Source organism: Mumia sp. ZJ430 (assembly GCF_011751845.1).
Classification (GTDB): domain Bacteria; phylum Actinomycetota; class Actinomycetes; order Propionibacteriales; family Nocardioidaceae; genus Mumia.
The window spans coordinates 60,504-86,689 of record NZ_JAAHFK010000002.1; the positions used below are offsets into that span (position 1 = coordinate 60,504).

28 protein-coding genes and 1 riboswitch are annotated in these 26,186 nt (G+C 70.4%); of the genes, 24 read left to right on the plus strand and 4 right to left on the minus strand.

Translation table 11 applies throughout. The annotated features are described in order from the left end of the window. The first annotated feature begins 51 nt into the window (after positions 1–51). From HCT63_RS06680 to HCT63_RS06720, 9 genes are all read left to right on the plus strand, one after another. The gene (locus HCT63_RS06680) at positions 52–1,536 is read left to right on the plus strand and encodes an aspartate aminotransferase family protein (RefSeq protein WP_167002538.1); all 1,485 of its coding nucleotides are present in this window, start codon (positions 52–54) and stop codon (positions 1,534–1,536) included. Next, positions 1,533–2,855: a lysine N(6)-hydroxylase/L-ornithine N(5)-oxygenase family protein gene (locus HCT63_RS06685; RefSeq protein WP_167002540.1), complete on the plus strand. Its 1,323-nt coding sequence runs from the start codon at positions 1,533–1,535 to the stop codon at positions 2,853–2,855. The genes HCT63_RS06680 and HCT63_RS06685 overlap by 4 nt, the downstream gene beginning before the upstream one ends. Beyond that, on the plus strand, positions 2,852–3,433 hold the full coding sequence (locus tag HCT63_RS06690; protein ID WP_167002542.1) for a GNAT family N-acetyltransferase: 582 nt from the start codon (positions 2,852–2,854) through the stop codon (positions 3,431–3,433). The genes HCT63_RS06685 and HCT63_RS06690 overlap by 4 nt, the downstream gene beginning before the upstream one ends. After that, positions 3,430–5,223 (plus strand): IucA/IucC family protein, encoded by a 1,794-nt coding sequence (locus HCT63_RS06695; protein ID WP_167002544.1) that lies wholly within the window; start codon positions 3,430–3,432, stop codon positions 5,221–5,223. The genes HCT63_RS06690 and HCT63_RS06695 overlap by 4 nt, the downstream gene beginning before the upstream one ends. After that, on the plus strand, positions 5,220–7,319 hold the full coding sequence (locus tag HCT63_RS06700; RefSeq protein ID WP_167002546.1) for a penicillin acylase family protein: 2,100 nt from the start codon (positions 5,220–5,222) through the stop codon (positions 7,317–7,319). Before HCT63_RS06695 ends, HCT63_RS06700 begins: the two co-directional genes overlap by 4 nt. After that, complete coding sequence (locus HCT63_RS06705) at positions 7,316–7,954, plus strand: GNAT family N-acetyltransferase (protein WP_208322319.1); 639 nt, start codon at positions 7,316–7,318, stop codon at positions 7,952–7,954. The genes HCT63_RS06700 and HCT63_RS06705 overlap by 4 nt, the downstream gene beginning before the upstream one ends. Positions 7,955–8,016: 62 nt before the next feature. Further along, positions 8,017–9,144: a hypothetical protein gene (locus tag HCT63_RS06710; protein WP_208322320.1), complete on the plus strand. Its 1,128-nt coding sequence runs from the start codon at positions 8,017–8,019 to the stop codon at positions 9,142–9,144. Beyond that, positions 9,141–10,136: an asparaginase domain-containing protein gene (locus tag HCT63_RS06715; protein WP_167002548.1), complete on the plus strand. Its 996-nt coding sequence runs from the start codon at positions 9,141–9,143 to the stop codon at positions 10,134–10,136. Before HCT63_RS06710 ends, HCT63_RS06715 begins: the two co-directional genes overlap by 4 nt. A 164-nt stretch (positions 10,137–10,300) precedes the next feature. Next, on the plus strand, positions 10,301–11,887 hold the full coding sequence (locus tag HCT63_RS06720) for a heme peroxidase family protein (RefSeq protein WP_167002550.1): 1,587 nt from the start codon (positions 10,301–10,303) through the stop codon (positions 11,885–11,887). Positions 11,888–11,899: 12 nt separating this feature from the next. Here the strand turns inward: HCT63_RS06720 and HCT63_RS06725 are convergent, their stop codons facing one another. Next, positions 11,900–12,706: a crotonase/enoyl-CoA hydratase family protein gene (locus HCT63_RS06725; RefSeq protein WP_167002552.1), complete on the minus strand. Its 807-nt coding sequence runs from the start codon at positions 12,704–12,706 to the stop codon at positions 11,900–11,902. 42 nt (positions 12,707–12,748) lie between these two features. Between HCT63_RS06725 and HCT63_RS06730 the strand changes: the two genes are divergently transcribed. Both HCT63_RS06730 and HCT63_RS06735 read left to right on the plus strand, forming a co-directional pair. After that, on the plus strand, positions 12,749–13,489 hold the full coding sequence (locus tag HCT63_RS06730) for a DUF72 domain-containing protein (RefSeq protein ID WP_167002554.1): 741 nt from the start codon (positions 12,749–12,751) through the stop codon (positions 13,487–13,489). Between the two features lie 72 nt (positions 13,490–13,561). Beyond that, complete coding sequence (locus HCT63_RS06735) at positions 13,562–14,224, plus strand: DUF305 domain-containing protein (protein WP_167002556.1); 663 nt, start codon at positions 13,562–13,564, stop codon at positions 14,222–14,224. Positions 14,225–14,228: 4 nt separating this feature from the next. On the opposite strand, the gene HCT63_RS06740 is transcribed toward HCT63_RS06735, so the two are convergent. Next, positions 14,229–14,417, minus strand: coding sequence for a helix-turn-helix domain-containing protein (locus HCT63_RS06740; RefSeq protein WP_347877925.1), 189 nt, complete (start codon positions 14,415–14,417; stop codon positions 14,229–14,231). Between the two features lie 131 nt (positions 14,418–14,548). Next, positions 14,549–15,757: an ornithine--oxo-acid transaminase gene (gene rocD, locus HCT63_RS06745; RefSeq protein WP_167002560.1), complete on the minus strand. Its 1,209-nt coding sequence runs from the start codon at positions 15,755–15,757 to the stop codon at positions 14,549–14,551. 64 nt (positions 15,758–15,821) lie between these two features. On the opposite strand from rocD, the gene HCT63_RS06750 reads away from it, so the two are divergent. Genes HCT63_RS06750 through HCT63_RS06765 form a run of 4 tightly spaced genes read left to right on the plus strand, consistent with a single transcriptional unit; the run spans position 15,822 to position 19,726 of the window. Then, positions 15,822–16,379, plus strand: a complete 558-nt coding sequence (locus HCT63_RS06750; protein WP_167002562.1) for a hypothetical protein — start codon at positions 15,822–15,824, stop codon at positions 16,377–16,379. A gap of 43 nt (positions 16,380–16,422) precedes the next feature. Next, entirely contained in the window at positions 16,423–17,082 is a 660-nt protein-coding gene (locus HCT63_RS06755; RefSeq protein WP_167002564.1) for a YcnI family protein, read from the plus strand. A gap of 8 nt (positions 17,083–17,090) precedes the next feature. Then, on the plus strand, positions 17,091–17,633 hold the full coding sequence (locus tag HCT63_RS06760) for a copper resistance CopC family protein (protein ID WP_167002566.1): 543 nt from the start codon (positions 17,091–17,093) through the stop codon (positions 17,631–17,633). Beyond that, on the plus strand, positions 17,633–19,726 hold the full coding sequence (locus tag HCT63_RS06765) for a cytochrome c oxidase assembly protein (RefSeq protein ID WP_167002568.1): 2,094 nt from the start codon (positions 17,633–17,635) through the stop codon (positions 19,724–19,726). The genes HCT63_RS06760 and HCT63_RS06765 overlap by 1 nt, the downstream gene beginning before the upstream one ends. Before the next feature lie 20 nt (positions 19,727–19,746). On the opposite strand, the gene HCT63_RS06770 is transcribed toward HCT63_RS06765, so the two are convergent. Beyond that, positions 19,747–20,370, minus strand: a complete 624-nt coding sequence (locus HCT63_RS06770; RefSeq protein WP_167002570.1) for a superoxide dismutase — start codon at positions 20,368–20,370, stop codon at positions 19,747–19,749. A gap of 168 nt (positions 20,371–20,538) precedes the next feature. On the opposite strand from HCT63_RS06770, the gene HCT63_RS06775 reads away from it, so the two are divergent. The 9 genes from HCT63_RS06775 (at position 20,539) to HCT63_RS06815 (ending at position 26,030) form a co-directional block, all read left to right on the plus strand. Further along, on the plus strand, positions 20,539–21,138 hold the full coding sequence (locus HCT63_RS06775; RefSeq protein ID WP_167002572.1) for a CDP-alcohol phosphatidyltransferase family protein: 600 nt from the start codon (positions 20,539–20,541) through the stop codon (positions 21,136–21,138). 88 nt (positions 21,139–21,226) lie between these two features. Then, positions 21,227–22,000 carry a DUF881 domain-containing protein gene (locus HCT63_RS06780; RefSeq protein WP_167002574.1) on the plus strand — a complete coding sequence of 258 codons (774 nt, stop codon included), beginning with the start codon at positions 21,227–21,229 and terminating at the stop codon, positions 21,998–22,000. Next, positions 21,997–22,329 carry a small basic family protein gene (locus HCT63_RS06785; RefSeq protein WP_167002576.1) on the plus strand — a complete coding sequence of 111 codons (333 nt, stop codon included), beginning with the start codon at positions 21,997–21,999 and terminating at the stop codon, positions 22,327–22,329. Before HCT63_RS06780 ends, HCT63_RS06785 begins: the two co-directional genes overlap by 4 nt. 41 nt (positions 22,330–22,370) lie before the next feature. Beyond that, positions 22,371–23,117: a DUF881 domain-containing protein gene (locus HCT63_RS06790; RefSeq protein ID WP_167002578.1), complete on the plus strand. Its 747-nt coding sequence runs from the start codon at positions 22,371–22,373 to the stop codon at positions 23,115–23,117. Positions 23,118–23,135: 18 nt separating this feature from the next. Continuing rightward, entirely contained in the window at positions 23,136–23,513 is a 378-nt protein-coding gene (gene gcvH / locus HCT63_RS06795) for a glycine cleavage system protein GcvH (protein WP_167002579.1), read from the plus strand. 114 nt (positions 23,514–23,627) lie between these two features. Next, a complete protein-coding gene (locus HCT63_RS06800) occupies positions 23,628–24,098 on the plus strand; it encodes an FHA domain-containing protein (RefSeq protein WP_167002581.1) in 471 nt (156 codons plus the stop codon). Between the two features lie 15 nt (positions 24,099–24,113). Further along, positions 24,114–24,839, plus strand: a complete 726-nt coding sequence (locus HCT63_RS06805) for a MerR family transcriptional regulator (protein ID WP_208322321.1) — start codon at positions 24,114–24,116, stop codon at positions 24,837–24,839. Positions 24,840–24,848: 9 nt separating this feature from the next. Further along, complete coding sequence (locus HCT63_RS06810) at positions 24,849–25,322, plus strand: bifunctional nuclease family protein (protein WP_167002583.1); 474 nt, start codon at positions 24,849–24,851, stop codon at positions 25,320–25,322. 99 nt (positions 25,323–25,421) lie between these two features. Then, positions 25,422–26,030 (plus strand): MerR family transcriptional regulator, encoded by a 609-nt coding sequence (locus HCT63_RS06815; RefSeq protein ID WP_167002585.1) that lies wholly within the window; start codon positions 25,422–25,424, stop codon positions 26,028–26,030. Between the two features lie 45 nt (positions 26,031–26,075). Then, positions 26,076–26,167: riboswitch (glycine riboswitch) on the plus strand. Positions 26,168–26,186 lie beyond the last annotated feature (19 nt).

A 26,186-nucleotide genomic window follows, 5' to 3' on the forward strand; every position in this document is an offset into this window, starting at 1 on the left:
TCTCCCGCGCCGCCTGGAACGACATCCGTACCGAGAGCCAGAGGAGCCCGCATGACCTCGTCGCTGCTGACGAACGCCACCTCCGCACGCTACGCCGACACCCTTCACGCCGTCGTCGACCGACTGGCCGCGCGTGTCGCCGAACGATCCGCCCCCTTCTCCGGGGAACCCCGCGAGACGCTCGAGGGCCTCGTCGCCGCCGTCGACCTGGACGCCCCACCGGTCGGCGACACCGCCGCACTGCGCGAGATCGACGAGATGTTCGTCGACAATGCGGTCTGGTTCCACCATCCGGCGTACGCCGCACACCTGAACTGCCCGGTCGCCGTCCCCGCCATCGCGGCGGAGGCGGTCCTCGCCGCTGTGAACACGTCGGTCGACACGTACGACCAGTCGACCGTCGGGACCTTCATGGAGCGCCACCTCATCGCGTGGACTGCGCGCCGCATCGGCTATGCGCACGGCAGCGGCGTGTTCACCTCCGGGGGGACCCAGTCGAACCTGCACGCGCTCTTCCTCGCTCGTGAGGGAGCGCTGGCCGTGCACGGCACCGGCCTCCTCACCGGGGCCGACCGCGCCGCGCTCCAGCAGCGGATGCTCGTCGTCGCCACCGACACCAGCCACTTCAGTGTCCAGAAGTCGGCGCTGCTGCTCGGTCTCGGCGAGGACGCCGTCGTCGCGGTCCCCACCGACGCCGACGGCCGGATGGATCCCGCCGCGCTGCGGATGACGCTCGACGTCATCGAGCGCACCGGCCAGATCCCGATGGCCGTCGTCGCCACGGCGGGGACGACCGACCGCGGGTGCATCGATCCGCTCGACGCGATCGCCGGCGTCTGCGAGTCCTACGGCGCGTGGCTGCACGTCGACGCCGCGTACGGAGGAGGCCTGCTCGTCTCGCCCACGCGCCGTGACCTGCTGTCCGGGATCGAGCGCGCCCGCTCGGTGACGGTCGACTTCCACAAGACCTTCTTCCAGCCGGTCTCGTCCAGCGCGATCGTCGTCCGCGAGCGGGCCGACCTCACCAGGTCCGGATGGCACGCCGACTACCTCAACCCCGAGGGCGCCGAGGAGCCGAACCAGGTCGACACGTCCCTGCAGACGACACGGCGCTTCGACGCGCTCAAGCTCTGGGCGACGCTGCGTGCGCTCGGGGCGGACGGTGTGGGCGCGATGTTCGACCGCGTGCTCGACCTGGCCGCCGACGTCCATCGGGTCGTCGAGGCGGACCCCGACCTCCGGCTCCTCGCCCGGACCGACCTGAGCACGGTGCTGTTCCGCTACCAGCCGTGGGGGACGCCCGACGTCGAGGCCGACAGGCTCGTCCCGATGATCCGCTCAGCGATGCTCGCCTCCGGGCGCGCGCTGGTCGCCAAGACCGTCGTGGACGGGCGGCCGTGCCTCAAGCTCACCCTGCTGAACCCGGACGCGACCGTGGAGGACGTACGGGGTGTGCTGGACGTCGTGAAAGAAGAGGGAGAGCGCGCACGAGAGGCGTGGCGACCGCTCGATCCGCAGGGGGCGGGGGCGCGATGACGTACGACCTCGTGGGCATCGGGATCGGCCCGTTCAACCTCGGGCTCGCGTGCCTCTCCGACCCGCTTGACGACGTCGAGGCGTTGTTCCTCGACGAGTCACCGGAGTTCCGCTGGCACCCCGGGATGATGATCGAGGGCTCGACGATCCAGGTTCCGTTCCTGGCCGACCTCGTGACGATGGCCGACCCGACCTCGCCGTACTCGTTCCTGAGCTTCCTCAAGGCGACCGGTCGGCTCTACCCGTTCTACATCCGTGAGAGCTTCTATCCGCTGCGCGCAGAGTACGACGCATACTGCCGCTGGGCCGCTGGCCAGCTCGACTCGCTGCGCTGGGGGCGGCGTGTCGAGGCCGTCGAGCACGACCCGCACGACGACACGTACGTCGTACGCGCGCGGCGTGCGGACGGCGAGACCGAGACGTACCGGGCTCGGCACGTCGTCCTCGGCACCGGCACCCGTCCGACGGTGCCGCCGGCAGCGCGCGACCTCGGCGGCCCGTGGCTGCACAGCGCCGACTACCTGAGGCATCGCGAGGCGCTGCGCGACGCGGGGAGCGTCACGATCGTCGGGAGCGGGCAGTCCGCGGCTGAGATCTACCGCGACCTGCTCGAGGACACCCGCGCCGAGACGTACCGGCTCGACTGGATCACGCGCTCGCCGCGCTTCTTCCCGATGGAGTACACCAAGCTCACGCTCGAGATGACGTCGCCGGAGTACACCGACCACTTCCACGGGCTGCCGCTGGAGCTGCGCGAGCTCCTCGGCCGCGAGCAGCGCGGGCTCTACAAGGGCATCAGCGGCGACCTCGTCGACGACATCTACGACACGCTCTACCGCAAGAGCGTCGACGGGCCCGCCCCGACGAGCCTGCTCACCGACACCGCGCTCGTCGACGCGACGTGGACCGGCGACGAGTACGTCCTGCGCCTGCGGCACGACCAGCTCGGCGAGGAGTACGAGCGACGTACGGACGCGCTCGTGCTCGCGACCGGGTACGCGGCGAGCGTGCCCGGGTGCCTCGAGCCGATCCGCGACCTGCTTGCGTTCGACGAGCTCGGCAGGTTCGCGGTGAGCCGCGACTACGCCGTCGACGGCGAGCGGCGCCGGGTCTTCGTGCAGAACGGTGAGGAGCACACGCACGGCATCACGGCTCCGGACCTCGGGTTCGGGGCGTGGCGCAGCTCGACGATCCTCGCCGCCATCACCGGTCGCGACGTCTATCCGATCGAGCAGCGCATCGCCTTCCAGGAGTTCGGGCTGCCCGCCGACGCGAGCCCCGTACGGTCGCAGGCCCGCGAGGAGGCGAGGCTGCGATGACCGCGCGCACACCCTCCCTCGTCGTCGCGACGGCGGTGGGCGAGATCGCGATCGACCGTGTCGTCCCCTCGCGCGACGCGGCGCTCGTCGGACGCTGGCTCGCCGACCCGCACGCCGCGTTCTGGCAGATGTCCGACCTCGACGAGGCGCAGGTGCGCCGCTACCTCGACGGCCTCGACGCCGACCCGCACCAGGACGCGTGGCTGGGGTCCGTCGAGGGGACGCCGACCTTCTTCGCCGAGACGTACGACCCCGCGAAGGTGCTGCTCACCGACGTCCACGACGCGCAGCCGGGCGACCTCGGCATGCACGTGCTCGTGTCCGCACCGGGCGAGCACCCTCGTCGCGGCCTGACCGGGGCGGTGATGGCCAGCGTGATGCGGCTCTGCTTCGACACGCTCGGCGCCCTGCGCGTGGTGGTCGAGCCGGACGTCCGCAACGAGGCGATCGCCCGCAAGAACGCCGAGGCAGGCTTCCGTGGCCTGCGCGAGGTCCGGCTCGGCGACAAGATCGCACGGCTGTCGGTCTGCACCCGCGACGACTTCGCCCGCAGCACGCTCGCAGGAGGAGCACGATGACCCACCCCGCACCCCATCTGAACCCGCGCACGATGGCCGAGGCCCAGCGGCACCTCGTCGCCAAGGCTCTCGCGGAGTTTGCCCACGAGCGTCTGCTGGCTCCGGTCCGCGTCGACGGGGCGACCGCTGCCGACGACGTTTCCGGGACGTACGAGGTCGCGCTCGCCGACCGCACCGTCGTCTACCGCTTCCGCGCGCAGCAGCTGCGCCTTGAGCACTGGGCCATCGACGAGGCCTCGCTGACCCGTACGGTCGACGGCGTGCCGCGGATGCTCGACGCGTCCGAGCTCGTGGTCGAGCTGCAGCCGCTCCTGGAGATCCCCGACGCCCTCCTCGCGACCTACCTCGAGGAGATCGCGGCAACGCTCGCCGCCGCGGCGTACAAGATCCACCAGGGAGGGCCGTCCGCGCTCGAGCTGCTCACCGCCGATCTCCAGACGGTCGAGTCCGCGATGACCGAGGGCCACCCCGGCTTCGTCGCCAACAACGGCCGCATCGGATTCGGGCTCGACGCGTACGAGCGGTTCGCCCCGGAGGTAGGCCGCCCGTTCTCGCTGCAGTGGGTCGCTGTACGGCGTGAGGTCTCCCACCTGGCGATCGGCGACGGGCTGGACGAGACGTCGCTGTACGAGGGGGAGCTCGACGCCGAGGAGCGCGCGCGCTTCGCCTCGCGTCTCACGGACCAGGGGCTCGACCCTGCGGCGTACCGGCTCCTGCCCGTCCACCCCTGGCAGTGGGACACGCGGCTGGCGATCACCTTCGCGCCGGACGTGGCGCGGTGTGACCTGGTGCCGCTCGGTCCGGGGGCCGACGCCTACCAGGCGCAGCAGTCGATCCGGACGATGTTCAACCTGTCGCGATCGGACCGTCACTACGTGAAGACGGCGCTCGCCATCCAGAACATGGGGTTCCTGCGCGGGCTCTCCCCGGCGTACATGCGGCATACCCCGGCGATCAACGACTGGGTCGCCGCACTGGTCGGTGCCGACCCGACACTCGCCGCATGCCAGTTCGAGGTGCTGCGCGAGCGCGCGTCGATCGGGTATACCGGCGACGTGTACCACCGCACGTCGACACCCTCGGCCCACCGCAAGATGGTTGCCGCGCTGTGGCGGGAGAGCCCAGTGCCGCGGCTCGGTGCGGACGAGCGCCTCGCGACGATGGCGTCGTTGCTCCACCGCGATCGCGACGGCCACGCCTACGCGACCGCGATGATCCGCGCGTCGGGCCTCAGTGCTGACGTGTGGGTCGCGCAGTACCTCCACGCCTACCTGCGGCCGGTCGTCCACTGCCTTCTCGCGCACGACCTCGCCTTCATGCCGCACGGCGAGAACGTCATCCTCGTGATCGCCGACCACGTGCCGCGCCGCGCGCTCATGAAGGACGTGGGGGAGGAGGTCGTGGTGCTCCGCGATCGTGACCTGCCCGAGGAGGTCTCCCGGATCCGGCAGCCGGTCGACGCCGACGAGCAGGCGCTCGCGATCTTCACCGACGTGTTCGACGGCGTCCTGCGCCACCTCGCCGGCATCCTGCACGTCGACGGCGTCCTGCCCGAGAGTCGCTTCTGGGCGCTGGTCGCCGAGTGCGTGGACCGGCACGCCGCGGAGCACCCGGGGCTCGCGCCGCGGGTGGACCTGCGTGCCGACCGGTTCGCCCACTCGTGCCTCAACCGGCTCCAGCTGCGCAACACGCTGCAGATGGTCGACCTCGCGAGCCAGTCGGACTCGCTGATCTATGCAGGCACCCTCGCGAACCCGATCGCCCGCAGCGCGGTCGCCGTGCCGGCATGACCGCGCGACTGTTCCGCGACTCGTACGGCGTGCCACACCTGCGCGCGGAGTCGATGCTCGCGCTGGCTGAAGCCCAGGGGCGGGTGACGGCTCACGACCGTGGCGGCCAGATCCAGGTCGAGCACTGGCGTACGGAGGGTCGTCTCGCCGAGCACATCGGGGAGGGCGGGGTGCCGTGGGACCGCTTCGCGCGCCAGGCCCGGCTCGCCGACACGGCCCGCACCGCGTACGAGCGGCTCGACGCGCAGGATCAGGAGTGGGTCGCGGCGTACGTCGCGGGAGTCAACGCTGTCCTCCCCGAGGCGCGGTGGCCTGACTGGGCGCCGCTCGGCATCCTGCACGTCGCCCACGTCCTCTTCTCTGATCTGCCGGCGCTGCTGTGGCGCGAGCACGTGCACCGCACGCTCGCGCGCACCCACGGTGAGGAGGTCGTCGACCTCTTCCAGGCCGATGCGGGCGGCTCGGGGAGCAACGCGTGGGCGGTGCACGGCGCACTGACCCGTACGGGGCTGCCGATCCTCGCGGGCGACCCGCACCGCGTCCTGGAGATCCCGGGCGTCTATCAACAGGTGCGGCTGGCCTGTCCGGGCGTCGACGTCGTCGGGCTGGCGTTCCCCGGTGTGCCCGGCGTGGCGCACTTCGGGCACGCGGGCTCGGTCGCATGGGGCATCACGAACGCTATGGCGCACCACATCGACGTCTTCCGCGAGCGACTCCGCGGCACTCCCGACGGGGGCGTCGAGGCCTACGGGCCAGGCGGCTGGGAGCCGGCCGAGTCCGGGTGGGAGCCGGCCGAGTCCGGGTGGGAGCAGGTCCTCGTCCGGGACACCGACACCGCGGTGGAGGTGCCGTGGGTCGAGACGGTGCGCGGGGTCGTCGTCGCGGAGCTCGAGGCGCTGCCCGCGAGCGGTGACGAGATGCCGGCGCTGTCTGCGCGGTTCCCGGCGCGAGCGAGCGCCGACCTCGGGATCGCCGCGATGCGTCCGCTGCTGCGTGCGCGCACCGCCGAGGACGTGGCGACGGCGTACGAGCGCTGGATCGATCCCGTCAACCGGCTGCTGGTCGCCGATCGTGAGGGGACGGTGCTGAGCCGGACCGTCGGGCGGGTCCCCGACACGGGCGGTGCGGCGCGCCGGCTCCCGCGCGAGGGGTGGGGCGAGGGCGCGGACGACGTCTCCTGGCAGCCGGTGCCACCCGCCCGTTCGGTGGGCGACCGCGCCGTCGACGCGAACGAGCGACCCGACGACCCTGCCCTCGCACTCGGCTACGCCTACGCCCCGCCGTACCGTGCAGCGCGGATCCGTGCCCGCCTCGCCGATCTCGCGGGTGAGCAGGTCGGGGTCGACGACATGGCCGAGATCCACGGTGACACCGTCTCGCTCGGCGCCGACGCGCTGCTTCGTCATCTGCCCGACGCCGCCGACGAGGCCCTCAGTCCTGCCGCACAGGACCTCGTCAGCCGCTTGCAGCGATGGGACCGCCAGATGCTCGCCGACAGCGCCGAGGCGGGCGCGTACGCCGCGTGGCGCGCAGCGCTCGTCCGTCGGATCGCTGCCCTCCCCGTCCTCGCACCGTTGCACGAGCCCCACGGCATGGGCGCGGTTTATGCGCCGTGGATGGACGTCCGTGCCCGCGTCGGTGAGGGGCTGCACGCCCTGCTGGACGGTCGTGGCGCAGCGGCGACGCTCGGGATCGACACCGCCTCGCTCGTCCGCGGTGCGCTGGAGGAGGTCGCGTCGGTCCGTGCGCCTAGCACCTGGGGCGACACCCATCTGCTGGACCCGGTGCGGGTGCTCGACGGAGTGCCGGGCGCGACCTTCGCCGCCCTCGAACGGACGGGCCTGTCGGGCGACGGCGACACCGTCCGCGCCACGGCGAGCACCCCTGGCGTGAGCGACGTCTGCTGGCGTGGTTCGGTGGCGCGCTGGATCTGGGACCTCTCGGACCGCGATGCGAGCCGGTGGGGAGTCCCGTTCGGCGCGGCCGGCGATGCGGACAGCCCCCACGCCACCGATCAGCTCGCGACCTGGCTGGCGGCTGGGTCGAGCCCGGTCGTCACCGCCTGGGACGCACTCGTCGAGGAGGACCTGCTGTGAGCACGACCGCGGACGACCGCCTGATCACCGGCACACGGGGAGAGGTCCTGCGTACCGACGTCGTCGACGGGTTCGGGACCGTCACGGTCCGCGTCCTCGATCCCGAGGGCGACCTCACGACGATCCACCCGTGGATGACCGCGCCACGCGCGCGCTTCTGGGGACTGCAGGGGCTGACCGCGCAGGAGCTCTGCGACCTCTACGCGTACGTCGACGGACTCACGACGCACCACGCGTTCCTGGTCTGCCGCGACGACGTGCCGTTCATGCTGCTCCAGACCTATCTGCCCGAGCACGACCCGGTGGGGGAGTGTTACGAGCCGGAGTCAGGCGACGTCGGGATGCACTTCTTCCTCGGCGAGCACGTCGCGACGCGCGAGGAGCAGTGGGCGATCCTGCTGCGAACATTCGTGGGGTTCGTGCTCGGACCGCCGAGTGCCCGCAGGATCGTGGTCGAGCCGGACGTGCGCAACGCGCGCTCGCTCGCCGTCCTGGAGATGCTCGGCTTCGAGCGCGGACGGCAGATCACGCTGCCGGACAAGACCGCCCAGCTGGCGTTCCTCGACCGCGTCCGCGCAGAGACGACGCTGAATCGGATGTGTGCGAACCTGCCACGGACCGGCGTCCACGACTAGGATCACGACCGCGGAACGATGGCGGCGCGTGATAGCGCCTCCCGACGACAAGGGGAGTGCGCATGGGCGGTGACTCGCTCGATCAGGTCGTGTTCTGGGCGGTGGTGGTGGCGAGGCTGCTCGTCCCGCTCCTCGTCTTCAAGTACCCGCTCCCGGCGATCGTCGCGTGCATGCTGCTCGACGGTGTCGACCAGACGATCTTCCAGACCTTCACGTCGCTCGACCTCTCGCACTACCAGAGCTACGACAAGGCGCTGGACATCTACTACCTCGCGCTCGCGTACGTCGCGACGATGCGCAACTGGACGAGCCGGCCGGCGTTCGAGGTCGCGCGGTTCCTGTTCTTCTACCGCCTGGTCGGCACCACGATCTTCGAGCTGACGGGCGGGACGCACCGCTGGCTGCTGCTGATCTTCCCCAACACCTTCGAGTACTTCTTCATCTTCTACGAGATCGTCCGTACGCGATGGGATCCGAAGCGCTTCTCGCTGCGGTGGTGGATCGCGGCGGCGGCGGTGATCTGGATCGTCATCAAGATTCCGCAGGAGGCGTGGATCCACGTCCTCAAGCTCGATCTCACCGACACGATGCGCGACGTCCCGTGGTTCACTCCGGCGCTGGTGCTGACGGTCCTCGCACTGGCCGCGGTGTTCTGGTTCGTCGTACGCCCGCGCCTCGCTCCGCCCGACCACGCCTGGCAGTTCGCCGCCGGTCCGCTCCCGCACGCGATCGACGACGAACGCGAGCGCGCGGCCCTGCGGGTCGCCCGTGGCAGGGTCCTCGACAGCTGGTTGCTGGAGAAGATCGTCATCGTCGCGCTCGTCAGTATGATCATCGCGAACATCGTCCCGAGCGTGACCGCGACGCCGGTGGAGATCGCGGTCAGCTGTGGAGTGCTGATCGTGGTGAACTCCTTCATCGGCCTGTGGACCGCGCGCCGCGGCGGCGGTCTTCAGTCGGTCGCGGCGGCGTTCTTCGTCCTCTCCGCGGTCAACATCGGTCTCGTCGTCGCGGCGAGCACCCTCGTCCCCACTCGTGAACGCTTCTTCCTGACAGCAGGCTTCTTCTTCGTGTTCCTCCTGACACTGATCGTCACCCTCTACGACCGCTACCGGCCGGTGCTCGACGTCCGCACCGGCATCATCCGCACTGATGTGGTGCGCCGCGGCCAGATCGAGGCAGGCTCGTGAGCACGTCGACGATGGGTCTGGCGGGTCCGCGCGGGGTGCTCGTCCTCGTCACGGGTGGCACGGCAACCATGGGCGGCGGCGCCGACGGCTTGGCGGTGACGGCCGAGGGAGTCGACGGCCTGCGGGCGATCGTGGATGCCTGGTCGGTCGCGCGCCAGGTACGCGCTGACGTCGTGCTCGACCATCCGTTGCGTGACAGCGCTGAGATGGGGCCCGCCGACTGGACGCGTTGGCACCGCCAGATCCGCGCCGCGCTGCCGTCGGTGGCCGGCGTGGTCGTCGTCCACGGCACCGACAGCATGGCGTTCAGCGGGGCTGCCCTCGCCCTCGCGCTCGCTGACGCGCCGCGCCCGGTCGTGCTCACCGGCGCCCAGCGGGGTCCGTCCGAGCCCGGCAGCGACGTGGCCGACAACCTCCGCCTCGCGCTCGACACCGTCCAGGCAGGTCGTGGTGGCGTGTCGTTGGCCTTCGCCGGACAGGTGCGTGCGGCGGCGACCCTCTGGAAGCAGTCCACCACCGACCTCGACGGGTTCGCGGGCGTGCTCGGGACGAGCCGTCGGCTGTCGCTCTATCTCCCGCTGGGTGGGTTCCACGGCTACGACGAGGACCGGTTCGTCGCCCTCGCGACCGTCAGTCTCGAGCAGTGGCACGACCAGCTCATGTGGTCACGCCAGCCGTCCGGTGTCGTGCTGCGTGTCTTCGGCGGGGGGACGGCGCCGGCCGACAAGGTCGCGTTCGAGCGCCTCGCGGCGCTGCGCGAGGCAAAGATCCCCGTCGTCGCGGTCAGCCAGACACCGGCGGCTGCGGTCGACCTGCGCCGCTACGCCGCGGGCCGCGGGCTCTTGGAGCAGGGGGTGGTGAGCTGTGGCTGCATGACGACGGAGGCTGCGTTCGCCAAGCTCCACTACCTCATCGCGAGCGGCCTGTCGTACGAGGAGATCCGAAGCCTGCTGGCCGTCGACCTCGTGGGTGAAGGTCGTACTCGACGCTGACGACCCGTCTGGACCCTCCTGTCTGATTACGTCCGTTTGCAACCTCACTGTCCCTGACCCTCGCGTGGGGGGACGCTGGTTGATGGTGCGCTCGCCCCGGGAGTCGCCACGCCGACGCACGATGTGCCGGCGTTCTCGGGAACTCACCACGCGAGGAGAACACCATGGCAACCACCATCGGGCAGGAGACCTCCACCGCTGAGGAGCCACCTCCGCCGCCCGCACCCGAGCCCACGACGCCGACGAAGCCGATCCATCACGGGACGCCTCAGCGCGGCGTCGACGTGATCCCGTCGTCGTCGTTCAAGACTGGTCGGTTCGGCCGCATGTTCCGCCACCTGCCGGTCTTCGCGCACACCGCCGACGACATGACGGCACTGGCTCTGCGGATGGTCGAACCGGCCGGGCCGCCGCCCGAGAACCCCGACATCCCGTCCGGCTACACCTACTTCGGGCAGTTCGTCGACCACGACGTCACGTTCGACCCGGTGTCGAGCCTTCGGCGCCAAAACGACCCGGACGCTCTCCACAACTTCCGTACCCCGAGGTTCGACCTCGACTCGTTGTACGGCCGGGGGCCCGCCGACCAGCCGTACCTGTACGACGACTCCGGACCCGTCACCAAGATGCGCCTCGGCGAGGACGTCGGCGTCGTCCCAGGCGAGACCAGCGGCGCCGGCCCGGATCTGCCGCGGAACGAGCCGCGTCAGCGCGCCGGCGAGGAGGTCTTCTTCGGTCGCGCCCTGACCGGAGACCCGCGCAACGACGAGAACCTCCTCGTGTCCCAGCTCCACCTGACCATGCTGCAGTTCCACAACCGGGTCGCCGACGTCGTGGGGTCGACCACGCCCCTGACCGGGGACGACGCGTTCAAGGAGACCCAGCGGCTCGTCCGTTGGCACTACCAGTGGGTCGTCGTGCACGACTTCCTGCGCCGCATCGTCGGCCAGGCGGTCATCGACGACATCCTGCGCACCGAGACCTACGTCGCCGACCCGAACGGTTCGACGATCGCGCTTATACGCCCGTCGTTCCAGTTCTACCGGCCGGCCAACACCGCGTACATTCCTGTGGAGTTCGCGGTCGCGGCGTACCGGTTCGGGCACTCGATGATCCGGGGCCGCTACGACATCAACGATTTCGTGAAGAACGCGCGAGGCGACCAGGGGCCGATCCCGATCTTCGGGCCGGAGCTGCCGCCGGACGAGCTGTCGAACCTCAACGGCTTCCGGCGACTGCCTCCCCAGTGGGCGGTCGAGTGGAAGTTCCTGGTCGACATGCCGGGCGCCGACACCCCGCCCCAGCCGTCGCTGCCCATCGACACGAAGCTGGCCAGGCCGTTGGCCGATCTTCCGCTGTCGGTGGCGGCGCACCCGCCGCACGCGCTCGCCGAGCGCAACCTCCAGCGGGGTGTCGCGCTCGGGCTGCCGGCAGGCAACACGGTGGCCCGGGCGATGGGCATCGACCCGCTCGATGCCGACACGTTGGGCATCGGTGACCTCAGCGAGGACCTGAGGATGCACCCGCCGCTATGGTTCTACATCCTCAAGGAGGCCGAGGTGCTGGCCGCGGGCAAGACGCTCGGGCCCGTCGGCGGGCGGATCGTCGCCGAGGTTCTGCTCGGGATGCTCAACGAGGACCCTCTCTCGTACCTCAGCGTCGAGCCCAACTGGAAGCCGCAGGCGCCGATGGCTCGCGACGACGGCACGTTCGACCTCCCGCAGCTGCTCCGTTTCGCGAAGGAGGCGTGAGGCCGCCGGGAGTCAGCTGCCGAAGCTGCGCGGCTGGAACTCGGGCTGCTCCTTCTTGGCGTTCGCCGCGCGGGCGATCGCGGTGTTCCTCGCGAAGAGCATCGCGAGCTGCAGGCGTCGCTCGACCGCGAAGGCGCGCCGCGGCGAGGCGTGGCGCGTGCGGTTGAGCAGCGCCTTGGAGGCGGCGACGGAGTCGGGGGAGCGGGCGATGAGCGCCTCGACCAGCTCGCGCGCGGGCACCTCGGGGTCGTCCGCGACGCCGCTGGCGAGCCCCAGCGCGTGGGCGGTCGTCCCGTCGACGACCTCACCGGTCATCGTCAGGCGGCGCGCGACGTCGCCGCCGACGAGCTCGCGGAGGCTGACGGTGCCGCTCATGTCTGGTACGAGGCCCCACTTCGCCTCGAGCACCGACCAGCGCGCGTCAGGCGTGGTGAACCGAAAGTCAGCCGCGGTGGCGAGCTGGAGGCCCGCGCCGTAGCAGTGGCCGTGGACCACCGCGACGACCGGCACCGGCAGCTCGCGCCACACCCACAGGCCACGCTGGAAGAGGTTCTGACCACGCAGCGGGTTCGGGACGAACGAGCGCACGATGGTCGCCGGGCTGCTCATCACCGAGGCGAAGTCGAGACCGGCGCAGAACGCGTCGCCCTCGCCGCGCAGCACGACGGCGCGGACGGTGCGGTCCTCGCGGACACGGCGGGCGGTCGCGACGAGCTCGCGCAACATCGTGATGTCGACGCCGTTGAGCTTCTCGGGGCGGTTGAGCGTGACGTGCGCGATGGCGTCGTCGACGGTGAGCAGGACGCGTGGCTCTGTCATGGTGGCCATGTTACTTGCCGGTAGGTGCCTACGGTGGCGGGTATGGCGAGCCCGCCGGTCCACGTCGGCATCTCGGGATGGAGCTATGCCCGGTGGCACGGCGACTACTATCCGAACGACCTGCCGCGGCGCGACGAGCTCGGCTATGTGGCGTCGCGCCTGGCCACGGTCGAGGTCAACGCGAGCTTCTACCGGCTGCAACGGCCGACGACGTACGAGCGGTGGTACGACACGACGCCGGACGGTTTCCGCTTCGCGGTCAAGGGCAGCCGTTTTCTCACGCATCAGCGCCGGCTCCGCGAGCCCGAGCAGCCACTGGCCACCTTCATGGCCTCGGGGGTCCTGGCGCTGCGCGAGAAGCTCGGCCCTTTCCTCTGGCAGCTCCCGGCGGAGGGGGCACCGACGCCCGAGCGCCTCGACGCGTTCTGCGCGATGCTGCCTCGCTCGTACGGGGCACGCCTGCCGCTGACGCACGCCGTCGAGGTCCGCAGCGCCCAGGCGATCGACGAGGTCACGGAAATCCTTCGCAGCCACAGAATCGCCCTCGTCGTCTCTGATGGCGCGGGCGCGTGGCCGCTGTTCGAGCGGGCGACGGCGGACTTTGCGTACGTCCGCCTGCACGGCCACACGCAGCTCTACCACGGCGGCTACTCCGACCATCGCCTCCGCCGCTGGGCTGAGCGGATCCGCGGGTGGGACGTCGAGACGTGGGTGTACTTCGACAACGACGCCGACGGCCGGGCCCCGTACGACGCTGAGCGGCTGGCCCGACGGCTACGTTGAGCCGCCGATCCGGGGTCTGCGCCGGTCTCGGAACGGTACGGTGTGTCGCGCCCACCCCTCCAGGAGGCCCTCGTGCGTCCTCGCCGCGTCGCCGTCGCGCTCTGCGTGCTGCTTGCCGCCGTCGCGACGCTCGCGGGCTGCAGCAGCGAGGCGCCGGAGACCGTCCAGCTCGGGGGCGGCTCGGCCTCGGCGCCCTCCGCGGGGACGGTCGAGCGGCCATGGGGAACCGTGACGACCTTCCCCGAGCTCGAGAAGGCGCAGATCCCCGAGCGCCCCGACATGACGTTCGCGGCCGAGATGGTGCTGCACCACGATCAGGCTGTCGAGCTGAGCCGCAACGTGCTCGCTCACGACGGGATCGACGAGCGCGTCGCGGCGGCCGCGCGGTTCATCGCGCAGGACCAGCGCAACGAGATCACCACGATGACCGCGTGGATCGACGCCTGGGTGGCCTCGCTGCCTGAGCTCGCTCAGGGCCACCACGTCCACGACGCTGCCAGCATGCCCGGCATGGTGCCCGAGGCGAGAGTCGACGCGCTGCGCGGCCTCCCGACGGCCGAGGCTCAGATGTCGTTCCTCGCGCTGATGATCGCGCACCACGAAGGAGCGGTCGCGATGTCGAAGGGCTACCTGGGCAACGACCACAACTCCTTCACGAAGAGCATCGCCCAACACATCATCCGCGAGCAGACGGTCGAGATCGACTACCTGCGCCGACTCGCGGACGGGCTCTGAGGCGTCACGACTCAACCTCCTCGCCGCGGGCGTCCGCTGCCCGCGCCAGGTCTCGTACCCGTCGCCCAAGGGCGAACCCGGTGACGTCGGGGCACTGGACGAGGTGCTCGAGCAGCCGGTACGTGGTGGCACGCGGCATCTCCAGGGAGTCCACGAGCTGCCGCGCGGTCACCCCGAGCCCCTCGGCCCGCAAGGGCTCACCGTGCGCTGCACTCTTTCGCGCTCGTGTCCCTCGTGTGACGTGTCGGGGCGCGTTGGCGACGAGCCGAGCGCACGTCCGTGCGTTGGTGCCCTGGCGCCCACGTGCCCGTCGCGGGTGGACCCTCAGGCGCCGACGACCGCCGTCAACGCGTCGATGCCCTGGTCGAGCTCGGACTCGGTCACGACGAGGGTCGGCGCGATGCGCAGCGTGCGCCCGTGCGTCTCCTTGCAGAGCACACCGTGCTGCACGAGCGCGACCGCTGCCTCCCGCCCGGTCAGCCCGCCGGGGGAGAGGTCGATCCCCGCCCATAACCCACGCCCCCGTACGCCGTCCACGCCGTGGCCGACGAGCGCATCGAGCCGTGCGTGGAGGTGCTTGCCGAGCACCCGAGACCGCTCCTGGAACTCACCCGTCCGCAGCAACCCCACGACCGCACGCCCGACGGCGCACGCGAGCGGGTTCCCGCCGAACGTCGAGCCGTGCTGCCCCGGCCGCAGCACGCCCAGCACGTCCGCCCGTCCCACCACGGCCGACACGGGCACGATCCCGCCGCCGAGCGCCTTGCCGAGCGTCGAGAGGTCGGCCGTCACACCCTCGTGTTCGAGCGCGAGCACCGTACCGGTCCGTGCGAGCCCCGACTGGATCTCGTCGGCGACCAGCAGACACCCTGCGTCGTCGGCGATCCTCCGTGCGGCGGCCAGATAGCCCACCGGCGGCACGGTCACCCCTGCCTCACCCTGGATCGGCTCCAGCAGGATCGCCGCAGTTCGCTCGTCGACGGCCTCGGCGAGCGCGTCGGTGTCGCCGTACGGAACCCGGACGAACCCCGGCGTGTACGGCCCGTACCCGCCGTACGCGTCCGGATCGTCCGAGAACGAGACGATCGTTGTGGTCCGCCCGTGGAAGCCGCCGCTCGCGACCACGATCGTCGCCGTCGGGTCGGGGACCCCTTTCACCTCGTACGCCCACTTGCGGGCGACCTTGATCGCCGACTCCACCGCCTCGGCGCCGGAGTTCATCGGCAGGACCATCTCCGTGCCGGTGAGCGCGGCCAGCTCCTCGCAGAAGGCACCGAGCAGGTCGTGGTGGAACGCCCGCGACGTCAAAGTCACCCGCCCCAGCTGCTCGACGGCGGCCGCGACAAGCGCCGGATGGCGGTGCCCGAAGTTGAGAGCCGAGTAGCCCGCGAGGAAGTCCAGGTAGGACCGGCCATCGACGTCGGTGACCCACGCGCCGGACGCTTCGTGGATGACCACGGGCAGCGGGTGGTAGTTGTGCGTGGTCCACCGTTCGTCGAGCGCGACCAGGTCGGCGGATGTGGAGTGGGTCATACCCCAGGCTAGGCGCCCGGCGACCTGGTGCACAGTTCCTGACCTGTGAACTAGGCTGACGCGCGTGAGCACCACCACGCCCGCCACGTCACGCCGCCCCTGGCGTGCCGTCCGCGCGGGGGTGGCTGCGTCCCTGGCCGTCTGCGTGGCGCTCCTCGGCCACCTCGCCGGTGGGGGAGCGGCTCCCGGTGGTGCCGCGATCGCCTTCACCGTCGTGGCGGCGGCGCTCCTCGCGCACCGGCTCGCGGCACACCGTTGGACCGTTCGTACGCTGACGGCGCTCGTCGTCGGTGTCCAGGGCGGGGTGCACCTGTGGTGCGCGCTGGCCGCGCCGCCCGAGCAGGGCGCTGCCACGGTCTCCGCAGGTGCGATGCTCCTCGGGCACGCCCTCGCCACGGTCGCGACCGTGGCGCTGCTGCGACACGGCGAAAGGGCGCTGTGGTCGCTGACCGACCTGCTCGTGAGCAGGCCAGTGCGCCGGCTCGCGTACGCGGTGCGTACGTTGCCGGCCCGCCTCGCCGTCGACGTCGCTCCGGCGGTGACCGGTGCCCCGGCCGTACGCCTCCACCATCTCCTGCTGGGTGCCGCGCTGTGGCGCCGTGGTCCGCCCGCACGCGCTTGACGGCTGTGCACACGACCCCCTGAGCAGAGAGACACCTCCTCACATGAACAAGCTCGTCCTGCCCTCCGGCATGCTCGCCGGAGCCGCAGCTCTCGTCCTCGCCACTGCCGCACCCGCGTCCGCGCACGTCGGCGTTGACGCCCCTGACGCGGCGAAGGGTGGCTGGGCGACCCTCTCGTTCCGCGTCCCGACCGAGTCCGACACCGCCAGCACGACCGCCCTTACCGTCACGTTCCCCGAGGGCGCCGACTTCGAGTACGTCGCCACCAAGACCAAGCCCGGGTGGACCGTCAGCAAGGTGGAGGGCACCTCCGTCACCTGGACCGCCGAGAAGGGGACCGGCATCGCGCCGGGCGAGTTCGACGTGTTCGACCTCCGGGTCGGGCCGCTGCCGACCGACGTCGACACCCTCACCTTCCCGGCCACCCAGACGTACTCCGACGGCACGACGGCCGCCTGGGACCAGCCGACGCCCGAGAGCGGCGAGGAGCCCGATCGTCCTGCTCCGGTGGTGGCGCTCGCCGACGCCGAGGACGGGCACGGCGCCCACGGAGCCACGGACGCCGAGACCGACGACGACGCCGCGGAGTCCGAGGACTCCGGCGGCGTCGACGGCTGGCTCGTCGGCGGCATCGCCGTCCTGGCGCTCGCCGTCGGGGCCCTCGTGGCCAGCCTCGTCCGCAGGGGGCCACGCTCCCGATGAGCTCAACCTTGACGAGCACGGCCGCACGCGGCCTGCGCCACGTCGTGCTCGCCTGCGTGACCGCCGTCGGGCTGCTGGTCCTCAGCAGCCCGACGGCGGTCGGCCACGCCGTCCTCGTCTCCACGACGCCCGCGGACGGCTCCACCGTGGCGATCCTGCCGGACGAGATCGTCCTGACCTTCAACGAGCGCGTGACCACCCCGGCGTACGTCGTCGCCGAGGCGCCGGACGGCACCCAGGTCGCCTCGGGGGAGGCCCGGACGGACGGGAAGAGCGTCCGTGCGACCACCAACCCGGCCGACATCGCGGGGGAGTACCGCATCTCCTACCGCGTCGTGTCCGCCGACGGGCACCCCATCGACGGCTCGGTGTACGTCACCGTGACCGAGGGGCGTACCGTCGAGAAGACCCGCGCCGAGGACGACGAGGACACCGGGGCGGGGTTCGTGCACGAACACCGGGCCCACTTCCTGTGGGGGGCTGCCGGTGTGATCGCTGCCGCTGCGCTGCTGCTGTGGCCCCGGCGGCGCGAAGACAAGGAGGACGCGTGATGACCGCGCCGGTACGTTGGGCCGTCGGAGCGTTCCTGGCCACGTTCGCCACCCTGTACGTGGCCTTGGCGCTGGGCGCCGCGCTTCCGGCAACAGCCCCGCTCGGCATACCCGATCCGGGTGTGTTCACCGGATGGGCGCTCATGGTTACGCGGGTGCTCTCCGACCTCGCCGGGCTGGCGACGGTCGGGTTCCTCACGACCGCGGCGTTTCTCCTCCCCTCCAGCGCCCGCGAGGTGCAGGGCCTTGCGGCGCGCTCGGTCCGCGTGGCGTCGACCACGGCGTTCGCGTGGGCAGGCGCGACCCTCGTGCTGTTCTTCTTCAGCACCTCGCAGCTCTTCGGGACGCCCCCGTCGGCGCTCTCGTGGAACCTCTTCACCGAGTACGGCACGGGTTCTGAGACGGGCCGCGCGCAGCTCGCGCAGATTGTGATCGCCCTGCTCGTCGCCGTCCTCGCCCGCCGGACCTTCAGCGTCAGGGCGGCCGCGCTGCTGCTCGGGCTCGCCCTCGGCGGGTTCGTTCCGCAGGCGATGTCGGGCCACTCCGCGGGCGCAGGCGCGCACGACCTCGCGATCGTGAGCATGTTGCTCCACCTCGTGGGCGCGGCGCTGTGGGTCGGCGGACTCGCCGGCCTCGCGTGGGTCGCGCTCATGGGAAGCCGTCGCCTTCCTGCAGCCGTCACGCGGTTCTCCACCCTCGCGGTGTGGTGCGTGGCGATCCTCGCCGTCTCCGGCGTCGTCAACGCCGCGACCCGCATCCAGGGCCTGTCCGACCTCGACTCCCGTTATGCCCTGCTGATCGGTCTCAAGGTCCTCGCCCTGGTCGTCCTCGCCGGTCTCGGCCTCGTCCACCGCCGCCGTACGGTCACCTCGCTCGAGCAAGCCGACGGCCTGTCGGACGACGCGGCGGTCCGCGGCCCGGCGCGCCGCCTCTTCCTGCGCATCGCCGCGGTCGAGCTGATCGTCATGGGCATGACCGTGGCCGTGGCAGTGGCGCTCTCGCGCACCCCGACGCCACGCCCGGACGACCTGTACGACACCACCGTCAACGCGATCCTCGGCGGCCCGCTGCCGCCGGAGCCGACGCTGTGGCGTCTGCTCTGGGGATTCACACCGAACGGCGTCGGTCTCGCCGTCGCCGGGCTCTGCCTCGCGCTCTACGTCAAGGGCCTGCTGGTGATGCACCGTCGCGGCGACCGGTGGCCGGTCGGCCGCACGATCTCGTGGATGGCGGGCCTCGTGATGGTCGCGTGGGCGACCTTCGGCGGGCTCGGCGTCTACTCGCACGTGCTCTTCAGCGCGCACATGGTCTCGCACATGATGCTCAGCATGGTCGCGCCGATCCTGCTGATCCTTGGTGCTCCGGTGACGCTCGCCCTGCGCACGCTCCCGGGCCCGCGCGGCAAGGGCGACGTGTCACCGCGCCAGATGCTGGTCTCGCTGCTGCACTCCCGCTTCGTCAGCGTCGTGACACACCCGCTGTTCGCGACGGCGATCTTCGTCGGCAGCCTGTACGGGCTCTACTTCACGCCGATCTTCGAGACCGCGATGGAGAGCCACGTCGGGCACGGCCTGATGGAGCTGCACTTCCTCGCGGCCGGCTCACTCTTCTACTACGTCATCATCGGCATCGATCCGTCGCCACGTCGGATCGCCCCGCTGTGGCGCTTCGTGATCCTGCTCGTCACGATCCCGTTTCACGCGTTCTTCTCGATCACGCTCATGGCGATGACCAGCGTCATCGCCAGCGGGTACTACAACCAGCTCGAGCGGCCGTACGCGACCGACCTGCTGTCCGACCAATACCTCGGCGGCGGGATCGCGTGGGCCATGGGCGAGGTGCCGCTGGTGCTCGTGATGGGGGCGCTGTTCGTGCAGTGGTTCCGATCTGACGCACGCGACGCCGTACGGCACGACCGCAACGCGAGCAAGAACGACGGCGCCGAGCTCGCGGCATACAACGCCTATCTCGCCGGACTGGCCGGGCGCCCGTCGCCTCAGAAGAAGGCGCCGCAGAAGCCTGCACCCGACAAGCCCGTCCCCGAAGCCGACGAAGCCCGGCCGGAGTCGTCCGACCGGGCTCCGCGTGGCTAGCCCTTCACGACGTAGCGGGGCTACGGCGTGTAGAGCGTCGTCGTGTTCGTGCGCGCGCCCTCGAAGCGCGCCTGCACGTCCGCCCAGTTGACGAGGTGCCACCAGGCCTTGACGTAGTCGGCCTTCACGTTCTGGTACTGCAGGTAGAACGCGTGCTCCCACATGTCGAGCATGAGGAGCGGGACCAGCCCGACCGGCAGGTTGCCCTGGTGGTCGTACAGCTGGCAGATGATCGGCCGCTGGCCGAGCGTCTCCCACGCGAGGATCGACCAGCCCGAGCCCTGGATGCCGAGGGCACTGGCCTCGAACTGCGCGCGGAACTTGTCGAACGACCCGAAGTAGTTGTCGATCGCCGCCGCCAGCTCGCCCACCGGCTTGTCGCCGCCTTCGGGCGACATGTTCGGCCAGAACACCGAGTGGTTCACGTGCCCGGCGAGGTTGAACGCAAGGTTCTTCTCGAGCAGGTTGACCGTCCCGAGCGAGTCCTTGTCGCGCGCCTCGGCCATCTGCTCCAGTGCCGTGTTGGCACCGTTGACGTAGGCGAGGTGGTGCTTGCTGTGGTGCAGCTCCATGATCTTGCCGGAGATGTACGGCTCGAGAGCTCCGTAGTCGTACGGCAGATCGGGCAGGGTGTACTCAGCCACGTGTCCTCCATCGATTCTCTTGAGTTGTCCTCACAGTCTCTCAGCCCAGACACCGGTGCAAGCGAGGGGTTCACCAGGCGACCCCCGGGTGTGCGTGGGCGAGCAGTTAGTCTTGTGACCGCCGACCTTGTCGCACCTGCCTGCTGACGAAGAACCCGAAGGAAACCAGTGACCGCCGCCACGAACGCTTCGAGCGCCGAGCGCGTCCTGACCATCCCCAATGCGCTGAGCTTCGTCCGCCTGCTCGGGGTGCCCCTGTTCCTGTGGCTGGTCCTCGGCCCGGAGGCCGACGTGCTGGCGCTCGTCGTGCTGGTCGTCTCCGGCTTCACCGACTATCTCGACGGCTATCTCGCCCGCCGGCTCGGCCAGATGTCCAAGGTCGGGGCGCTGCTCGACCCCATCGCCGACCGCCTCTACATCCTGGCTGTCGTCTTCGGCCTCGCGATGCGCGACATCATCCCGTGGTGGCTGGCGATCCTTCTGCCGCTGCGCGACGTCCTGCTCTTCGCGCTAGTGCCGTTCCTGCGCACCCGTGGCTACAGTTCGCTACCCGTGCACTTCCTCGGCAAGGCGGCGACGGCGGGGCTGCTGTACGCATTCCCCCTCCTGCTGCTCGGCGACGACACCGGTACGGTCGCCGGCCTCGCCAACGTGTTCGGCTGGGCGTTCGCGATCTGGGGCGTCGGCCTCTACTGGTGGGCCGGGCTCCTGTACGTCTGGCAGGTACGCCGCCTCCTGGTGACCGTGCCTCCGGTGAAGGCGCGCTGAGGAGCCATACGTGGCGGGCCGCCGAGCAGGGATGACGACAGGGTCGATATCGGGGACAGTGCCGTCAGCAGACGTGACGGGCAACTCCATGACTCTGCTCCAGAACATCACCGACCGCCCGCTCGACGACGACTACTACACGCACGCGCCGCACGAGCCGACCCGCCGGGGTCGGATCGCGGCGGTGGCGGTCGTCGCGTTCTTCGCTCTCCTGATCACGCTCGCCGTCCTCGAGACCCGCGCCGGCCGCCCGGCCGCCGAGAGCGAGCGGGCCGTGCTGATCAAGCAGATCGAGCAGCGTAAGGACGACATCGCGACCCATCAGGAGGAGGTCAGCGTGCTCACGAACGCCGTCTCACGCCTACGCCGCGAGCAGTCCGGCGCCGAGGCTCTGGCCCGTGCGAAGGAGCAGGGCGCGGTCGTGGGGACTGTGGCGGTGACCGGTCCAGCTCTGCGCGTGGTGGTCGACAGCGCCGACGACGCCGACGACAAGCCCGAGGGACGCGTGCGCGACAAGGACCTTCAGATGCTCGTCAACGGTCTGTGGCAGTCCGGTGCCGAGGCGATCGCGATCAACGGCAACCGGTTGACCTCGATGTCGTCAATCCGTGCCGCCGGAGACGGGATCACCGTCAACTACCGCTCGTTGACCAGCCCATATGTGGTGACCGCGATCGGCAGTCCGCGTACGCTTCCGGGGAACTTCATCGACACACCCGCGGCCCAGCTCTGGGCAGGTTACGAGGAGAACTTCGACATGCGCTTCGACGTGACCGAGCGTGACGAGGCGACGCTGCCCGGAGCGCCTCGACGTGCGACCACGATCCGTCACGCCAAGGTCCTGGAGGTGTCGGACAAGTGATCGCCGTCCTTGGTCTGGTCATCGGGATCGCGCTGGGCCTGCTCTTCGAGCCCAGCGTCCCCGCCGGCCTCCAGCCATACCTCCCGATCGCGGTCGTCGCTGCCCTCGACGCCGTGTTCGGCGCTATCCGCGCATACCTCGACGGGCGCTTCGACGACAAGGTGTTCGTCGTCTCCTTCATCTCCAACGTGCTCATCGCGGCGCTCATCGTGTTCGTCGGCGACCAGCTCGGCGTTGGCTCCCAGTTGTCGACGGGTGTCATCGTGGTCCTGGGGATTCGCATCTTCTCCAACGCCGCAGCGATCCGGAGGCATCTCTTCCATGCATAGGTACAGCCCATGCATAGGTGCAGCCATGCATAGGCGCAGCCATGGCTGACCGCGACCCGGCGCCCGATACCTCGAAGGCCTGGGCGCGCGTCCGTCACGCGCTCACGGGCAGGCCGTCGCGCGGCCAGTGGGTCGTCGCGGTGCTGTTCCTGCTGCTCGGGTTCGCCGCGGTGACACAGGTGCGCTCGACCAACGACGACGAGTACACCGGCATGCGACGCGACGAGCTCGTGACGCTCCTCCAGACGCTCGACGGCGCTGACGACCGTCTGACCCAGCAGCGGTCCGAGCTCGCTGCGACTCAGCGCAGCCTTCAGCAGGACTCCGAGCGCAACCAGGCGGCCGTCGAGGAGACGCGCCGCGCGGCGGACGCGCTCGCGATCCTCGCCGGCACCGTCCCGGTCGTCGGGCCCGGCGTGGTGATCACCGTGGAGGACCCGGACGAGACCGTGGGCGCCAGCACGCTGCTCAACGCGATCGAGGAGCTGCGGGACGCCGGTGCGGAGGCCATCCAAGTCAACGGCGTCGTCCGCGTAGTGGCGCAGTCGTACGTCACCGACTCCTCCAACGGCGTCGTCCGCATCGACGGTCGTGAGGTGAAGCGCCCCTTCGTGATCGAGGCGATCGGTGACTCCCATACGCTGGACCAGGCAGTGATGTTCCGAGGGGGTCTCGCCGATCAGGTGGAGGCGCTCGGAGGAGAGGTCAACGTCGAGCAGACAGACTCGCTCGAGGTGACCGCACTGGCCGAGGAACGCGAGGCCGAGTACGCTCGGCCCGCACGTTGACGACGAGGAGAGTACGCCGTGATCCCCGAAGACCTCCAGTACACCGCGGACCACGAGTGGGTACGCCTCGACGGTGATGTCGCCACGGTCGGCATCACCGACTACGCCCAGGACCAGCTCGGAGACATCGTCTACCTCCAGCTCCCGGCTGCCGGTGAGGCGGTCGAGGCCGGCGCGGTCGTCGGCGAGCTTGAGTCCACGAAGTCGGTGAGCGACCTGTTCGCGCCCGTCTCCGGCGAGGTCGTGTCGGTCAACGACTCCCTCGAGGCGACGCCCGAGACGGTCAATTCGGACCCTTACGGACAGGGCTGGCTGATGACCATCCGGATCGCCGATCCGGGTGCTCTCGAGGGCCTGATGGACGCTGCCGCGTACGGAGCGTCGATCGAGTCCTGAACGGGCTCCAGCTGCTGTGGTGTGTCGGTTGACCGCCCCCCAGCAGGCACGTAGGTTCAGTGCAACAGCGTCAACCTCGAGTACCGGTTGAGAGTAGCGAAGGGGATCCCCGCAATGTCGCGCACGAACGAGGACGATCCGACACCGGACGTCCCCGAGAGCCCGTCGGAGACGACGTCCACGATCTCGCTCCCGCCGACCTCCGACCCTGATCTGGGGTCGGGCGGCGGCCTGAGCGCGGACGACGCCGCGGCGCTCGACGCGCTGCCGCCCGGGTCAGCCCTCCTGGTGGTCCAGCGTGGCCCGAGTGCGGGGTCGCGGTTCCTCCTCGACACCGACGAGGTCTCGGCGGGTCGTCACCCCGACAGCGACATCTTCCTCGATGACGTGACGGTGTCTCGTCGGCACGCGCTCTTCCGTCGGTCCGAGGGCGGCTTCACGGTGAGCGACGTCGGCAGCCTCAACGGCACCTACGTCAACCGTGACCGCATCGACGACGTGCGGCTCAACAGTCGTGACGAGGTTCAGATCGGCAAGTTCCGGCTGGTCTACTACCCGAGCGCTGCGAAGGGCTCCACGTCGTGATTGAGGCAGGCTAGCGTGACGCAGGCCGCGCCGAACGCCGCCCGGTTGAGCATCGGAGAGGTGCTCGACGAGCTTCGCGCGGACTTCCCTGACGTCTCGATCTCCAAGATCCGCTACCTCGAGACCGAGGGGCTGGTCGAGCCTGAGCGCACGCCCGCCGGCTACCGCAAGTTCTCGCGTGCCGACGTGGAGCGCCTGCACCTCGTCCTGCGGGTCCAGCGCGACACCTACTGGCCGCTCAAGGTGATCCGTCAGAAGCTCGACGACCTCGATCACGGGATCGTCGGAGCGGACGACGAGGGCGTGCTGCAGGTGCCGCGCGTGATCATGTCCTCCGACGGCCTCCCGAGCGCCGAGACGTTCACCGGTGGCCCCCACGAGATGCGCTTCCGGAGGGCTGAGCTCCTCCAGGCGTCGGGCATCGAGAGCGACCTGCTAGCCGAGGCCGAGCAGTACGGGCTCATCGCGCCTTCGCAAGAGACCTACTCGGAGTCCGACGTCGTCATCGCCAAGACGCTCGGCGACCTCGCGGGGTTCGGTCTGGGGCCGCGCCACCTGCGCGCATTCCGTACTGCAGCCGACCGCGAGGTCGGGATCGTGGAGCAGATCGTCGAGCCGCTCAGGCGCCGCCGCGACGTCGGTGCCGCTGCGAGCGCCGACGAGGCCGCCCATCACGTGGCGTCTCTCTCCGTGGTGCTCCACTCGATGCTCGTCAAGAACGGACTCCGTCGTCGGGGGTAGTCTGAGACCGTGCGCGAGCTCGATGTCGTAGGCGTTCGGGTGGAGATGCCCACCAACAATCCTCTGGTGCTGCTCCGGGAGGTCTCGGGGCCGCGCTATCTACCGATCTGGATCGGCGCGGTCGAGGCGACCGCGATCGCGTTCGCGCAGCAGGGTGTCGTCCCGCCGCGTCCGTTGACGCACGACCTCCTCAAAGACGTCATCGAGGCGATGGGCGACGAGCTCGTCGAGGTTCGCATCACGGAGGTCAAGGACCACGTCTTCTACGCCGTCCTGGTGTTCGCCTCGGGCGTGGAGGTCGAGGCGCGTCCGTCGGACTCCATCGCCCTCGCCCTGCGGACCGGCACCCCGATCTACTGCGACGAGGACGTCCTGACCGAGTCCTCCGTGGGAGTGCCTGACGAGGAGGAAGCGGAGGTCGAGAAGTTCCGCGAGTTCCTCGACGAGATCACCCCCGAGGACTTCGAGGAGGGAGGGTCGTGATAGGCGCCTCATCCTTGAGTTGAGGTTGAGGGTCGCTCCGGCGAGTCGCGGCGGATGTCGTTGACCACCTCGGGGTCCGGCCCTAGTTTGAACGGGCAGATGACGGTGAGACGGAGGGCTCCGGTGGGCGGCAAGCAAGATTCGACCCCGTACGAAGGTGTCGATGCGGCACGCGCGGCGGCCGGCGACCAGGGCCTCCTGTTCGACGACGACGTGTCGGCGCTGCCAGAGGACTCGGGGTTCCGTGGTCCGACGGCGTGCAGCGCGGCCGGCATCACCTATCGACAGCTCGACTACTGGGCCCGCACGGGCCTGGTCGAGCCGTCCATCCGAGGCGCCGGCGGCTCTGGCACCCAGCGGCTGTACTCGTTCCGCGACGTGCTGCTGCTGAAGATCATCAAGCGCCTCCTCGACGCCGGCATCTCGCTGCAGCAGATCCGTTCCGCGATCCAGCACCTGCGTGAGCGAGGCACGGACGACCTGACGACGGTGACGCTCATGAGCGACGGCGTCTCGGTCTACGAGTGCCGCTCCACCGATGAGGTCATCGATCTCCTCGCCGGCGGCCAGGGCGTCTTCGGCATCGCGATCGGCGGCGTCTGGCGCGAGATCGAGGGCACCCTCTCCGAGCTCCCGAGCGAGCGCGCCGTGTCGGACGACCCGTCGGACGAGCTGGCGCAGCGTCGCCGTGGTCGGCGCGTCGGTTGAGCAAGTCACGTCGCGTCGGCTGATAGCCTGACTGGGTACGGCCGAGCACGTCACGCGGGAGAGCCCGTGCAGCGTCACGGCGCCGAAGGGGCAATTCCTCCCCGGAACCTCTCAGGCACCAGGACCGCGTGACCCAGGCACTCTGAAGCGCATCGT

Bases quoted from the DNA above. Each gene is read 5' to 3' on its own strand.
- HCT63_RS06725 (WP_167002552.1), bottom strand. From the start codon at position 12,706: ATGACAGAGCCACGCGTCCTGCTCACCGTCGACGACGCCATCGCGCAC.
- HCT63_RS06700 (WP_167002546.1), top strand. From the start codon at position 5,220: ATGACCGCGCGACTGTTCCGCGACTCGTACGGCGTGCCACACCTGCGC.
- HCT63_RS06730 (WP_167002554.1), top strand. From the start codon at position 12,749: ATGGCGAGCCCGCCGGTCCACGTCGGCATCTCGGGATGGAGCTATGCC.
- HCT63_RS06720 (WP_167002550.1), top strand. From the start codon at position 10,301: ATGGCAACCACCATCGGGCAGGAGACCTCCACCGCTGAGGAGCCACCT.
- HCT63_RS06710 (WP_208322320.1), top strand. From the start codon at position 8,017: ATGGGCGGTGACTCGCTCGATCAGGTCGTGTTCTGGGCGGTGGTGGTG.
- HCT63_RS06800 (WP_167002581.1), top strand. From the start codon at position 23,628: ATGTCGCGCACGAACGAGGACGATCCGACACCGGACGTCCCCGAGAGC.
- HCT63_RS06815 (WP_167002585.1), top strand. From the start codon at position 25,422: ATGACGGTGAGACGGAGGGCTCCGGTGGGCGGCAAGCAAGATTCGACC.
- HCT63_RS06695 (WP_167002544.1), top strand. From the start codon at position 3,430: ATGACCCACCCCGCACCCCATCTGAACCCGCGCACGATGGCCGAGGCC.
- HCT63_RS06755 (WP_167002564.1), top strand. From the start codon at position 16,423: ATGAACAAGCTCGTCCTGCCCTCCGGCATGCTCGCCGGAGCCGCAGCT.
- HCT63_RS06790 (WP_167002578.1), top strand. From the start codon at position 22,371: ATGGCTGACCGCGACCCGGCGCCCGATACCTCGAAGGCCTGGGCGCGC.
- HCT63_RS06780 (WP_167002574.1), top strand. From the start codon at position 21,227: ATGACTCTGCTCCAGAACATCACCGACCGCCCGCTCGACGACGACTAC.
- HCT63_RS06690 (WP_167002542.1), top strand. From the start codon at position 2,852: ATGACCGCGCGCACACCCTCCCTCGTCGTCGCGACGGCGGTGGGCGAG.
- HCT63_RS06685 (WP_167002540.1), top strand. From the start codon at position 1,533: ATGACGTACGACCTCGTGGGCATCGGGATCGGCCCGTTCAACCTCGGG.
- HCT63_RS06765 (WP_167002568.1), top strand. From the start codon at position 17,633: ATGACCGCGCCGGTACGTTGGGCCGTCGGAGCGTTCCTGGCCACGTTC.
- rocD (WP_167002560.1), bottom strand. From the start codon at position 15,757: ATGACCCACTCCACATCCGCCGACCTGGTCGCGCTCGACGAACGGTGG.
- HCT63_RS06680 (WP_167002538.1), top strand. From the start codon at position 52: ATGACCTCGTCGCTGCTGACGAACGCCACCTCCGCACGCTACGCCGAC.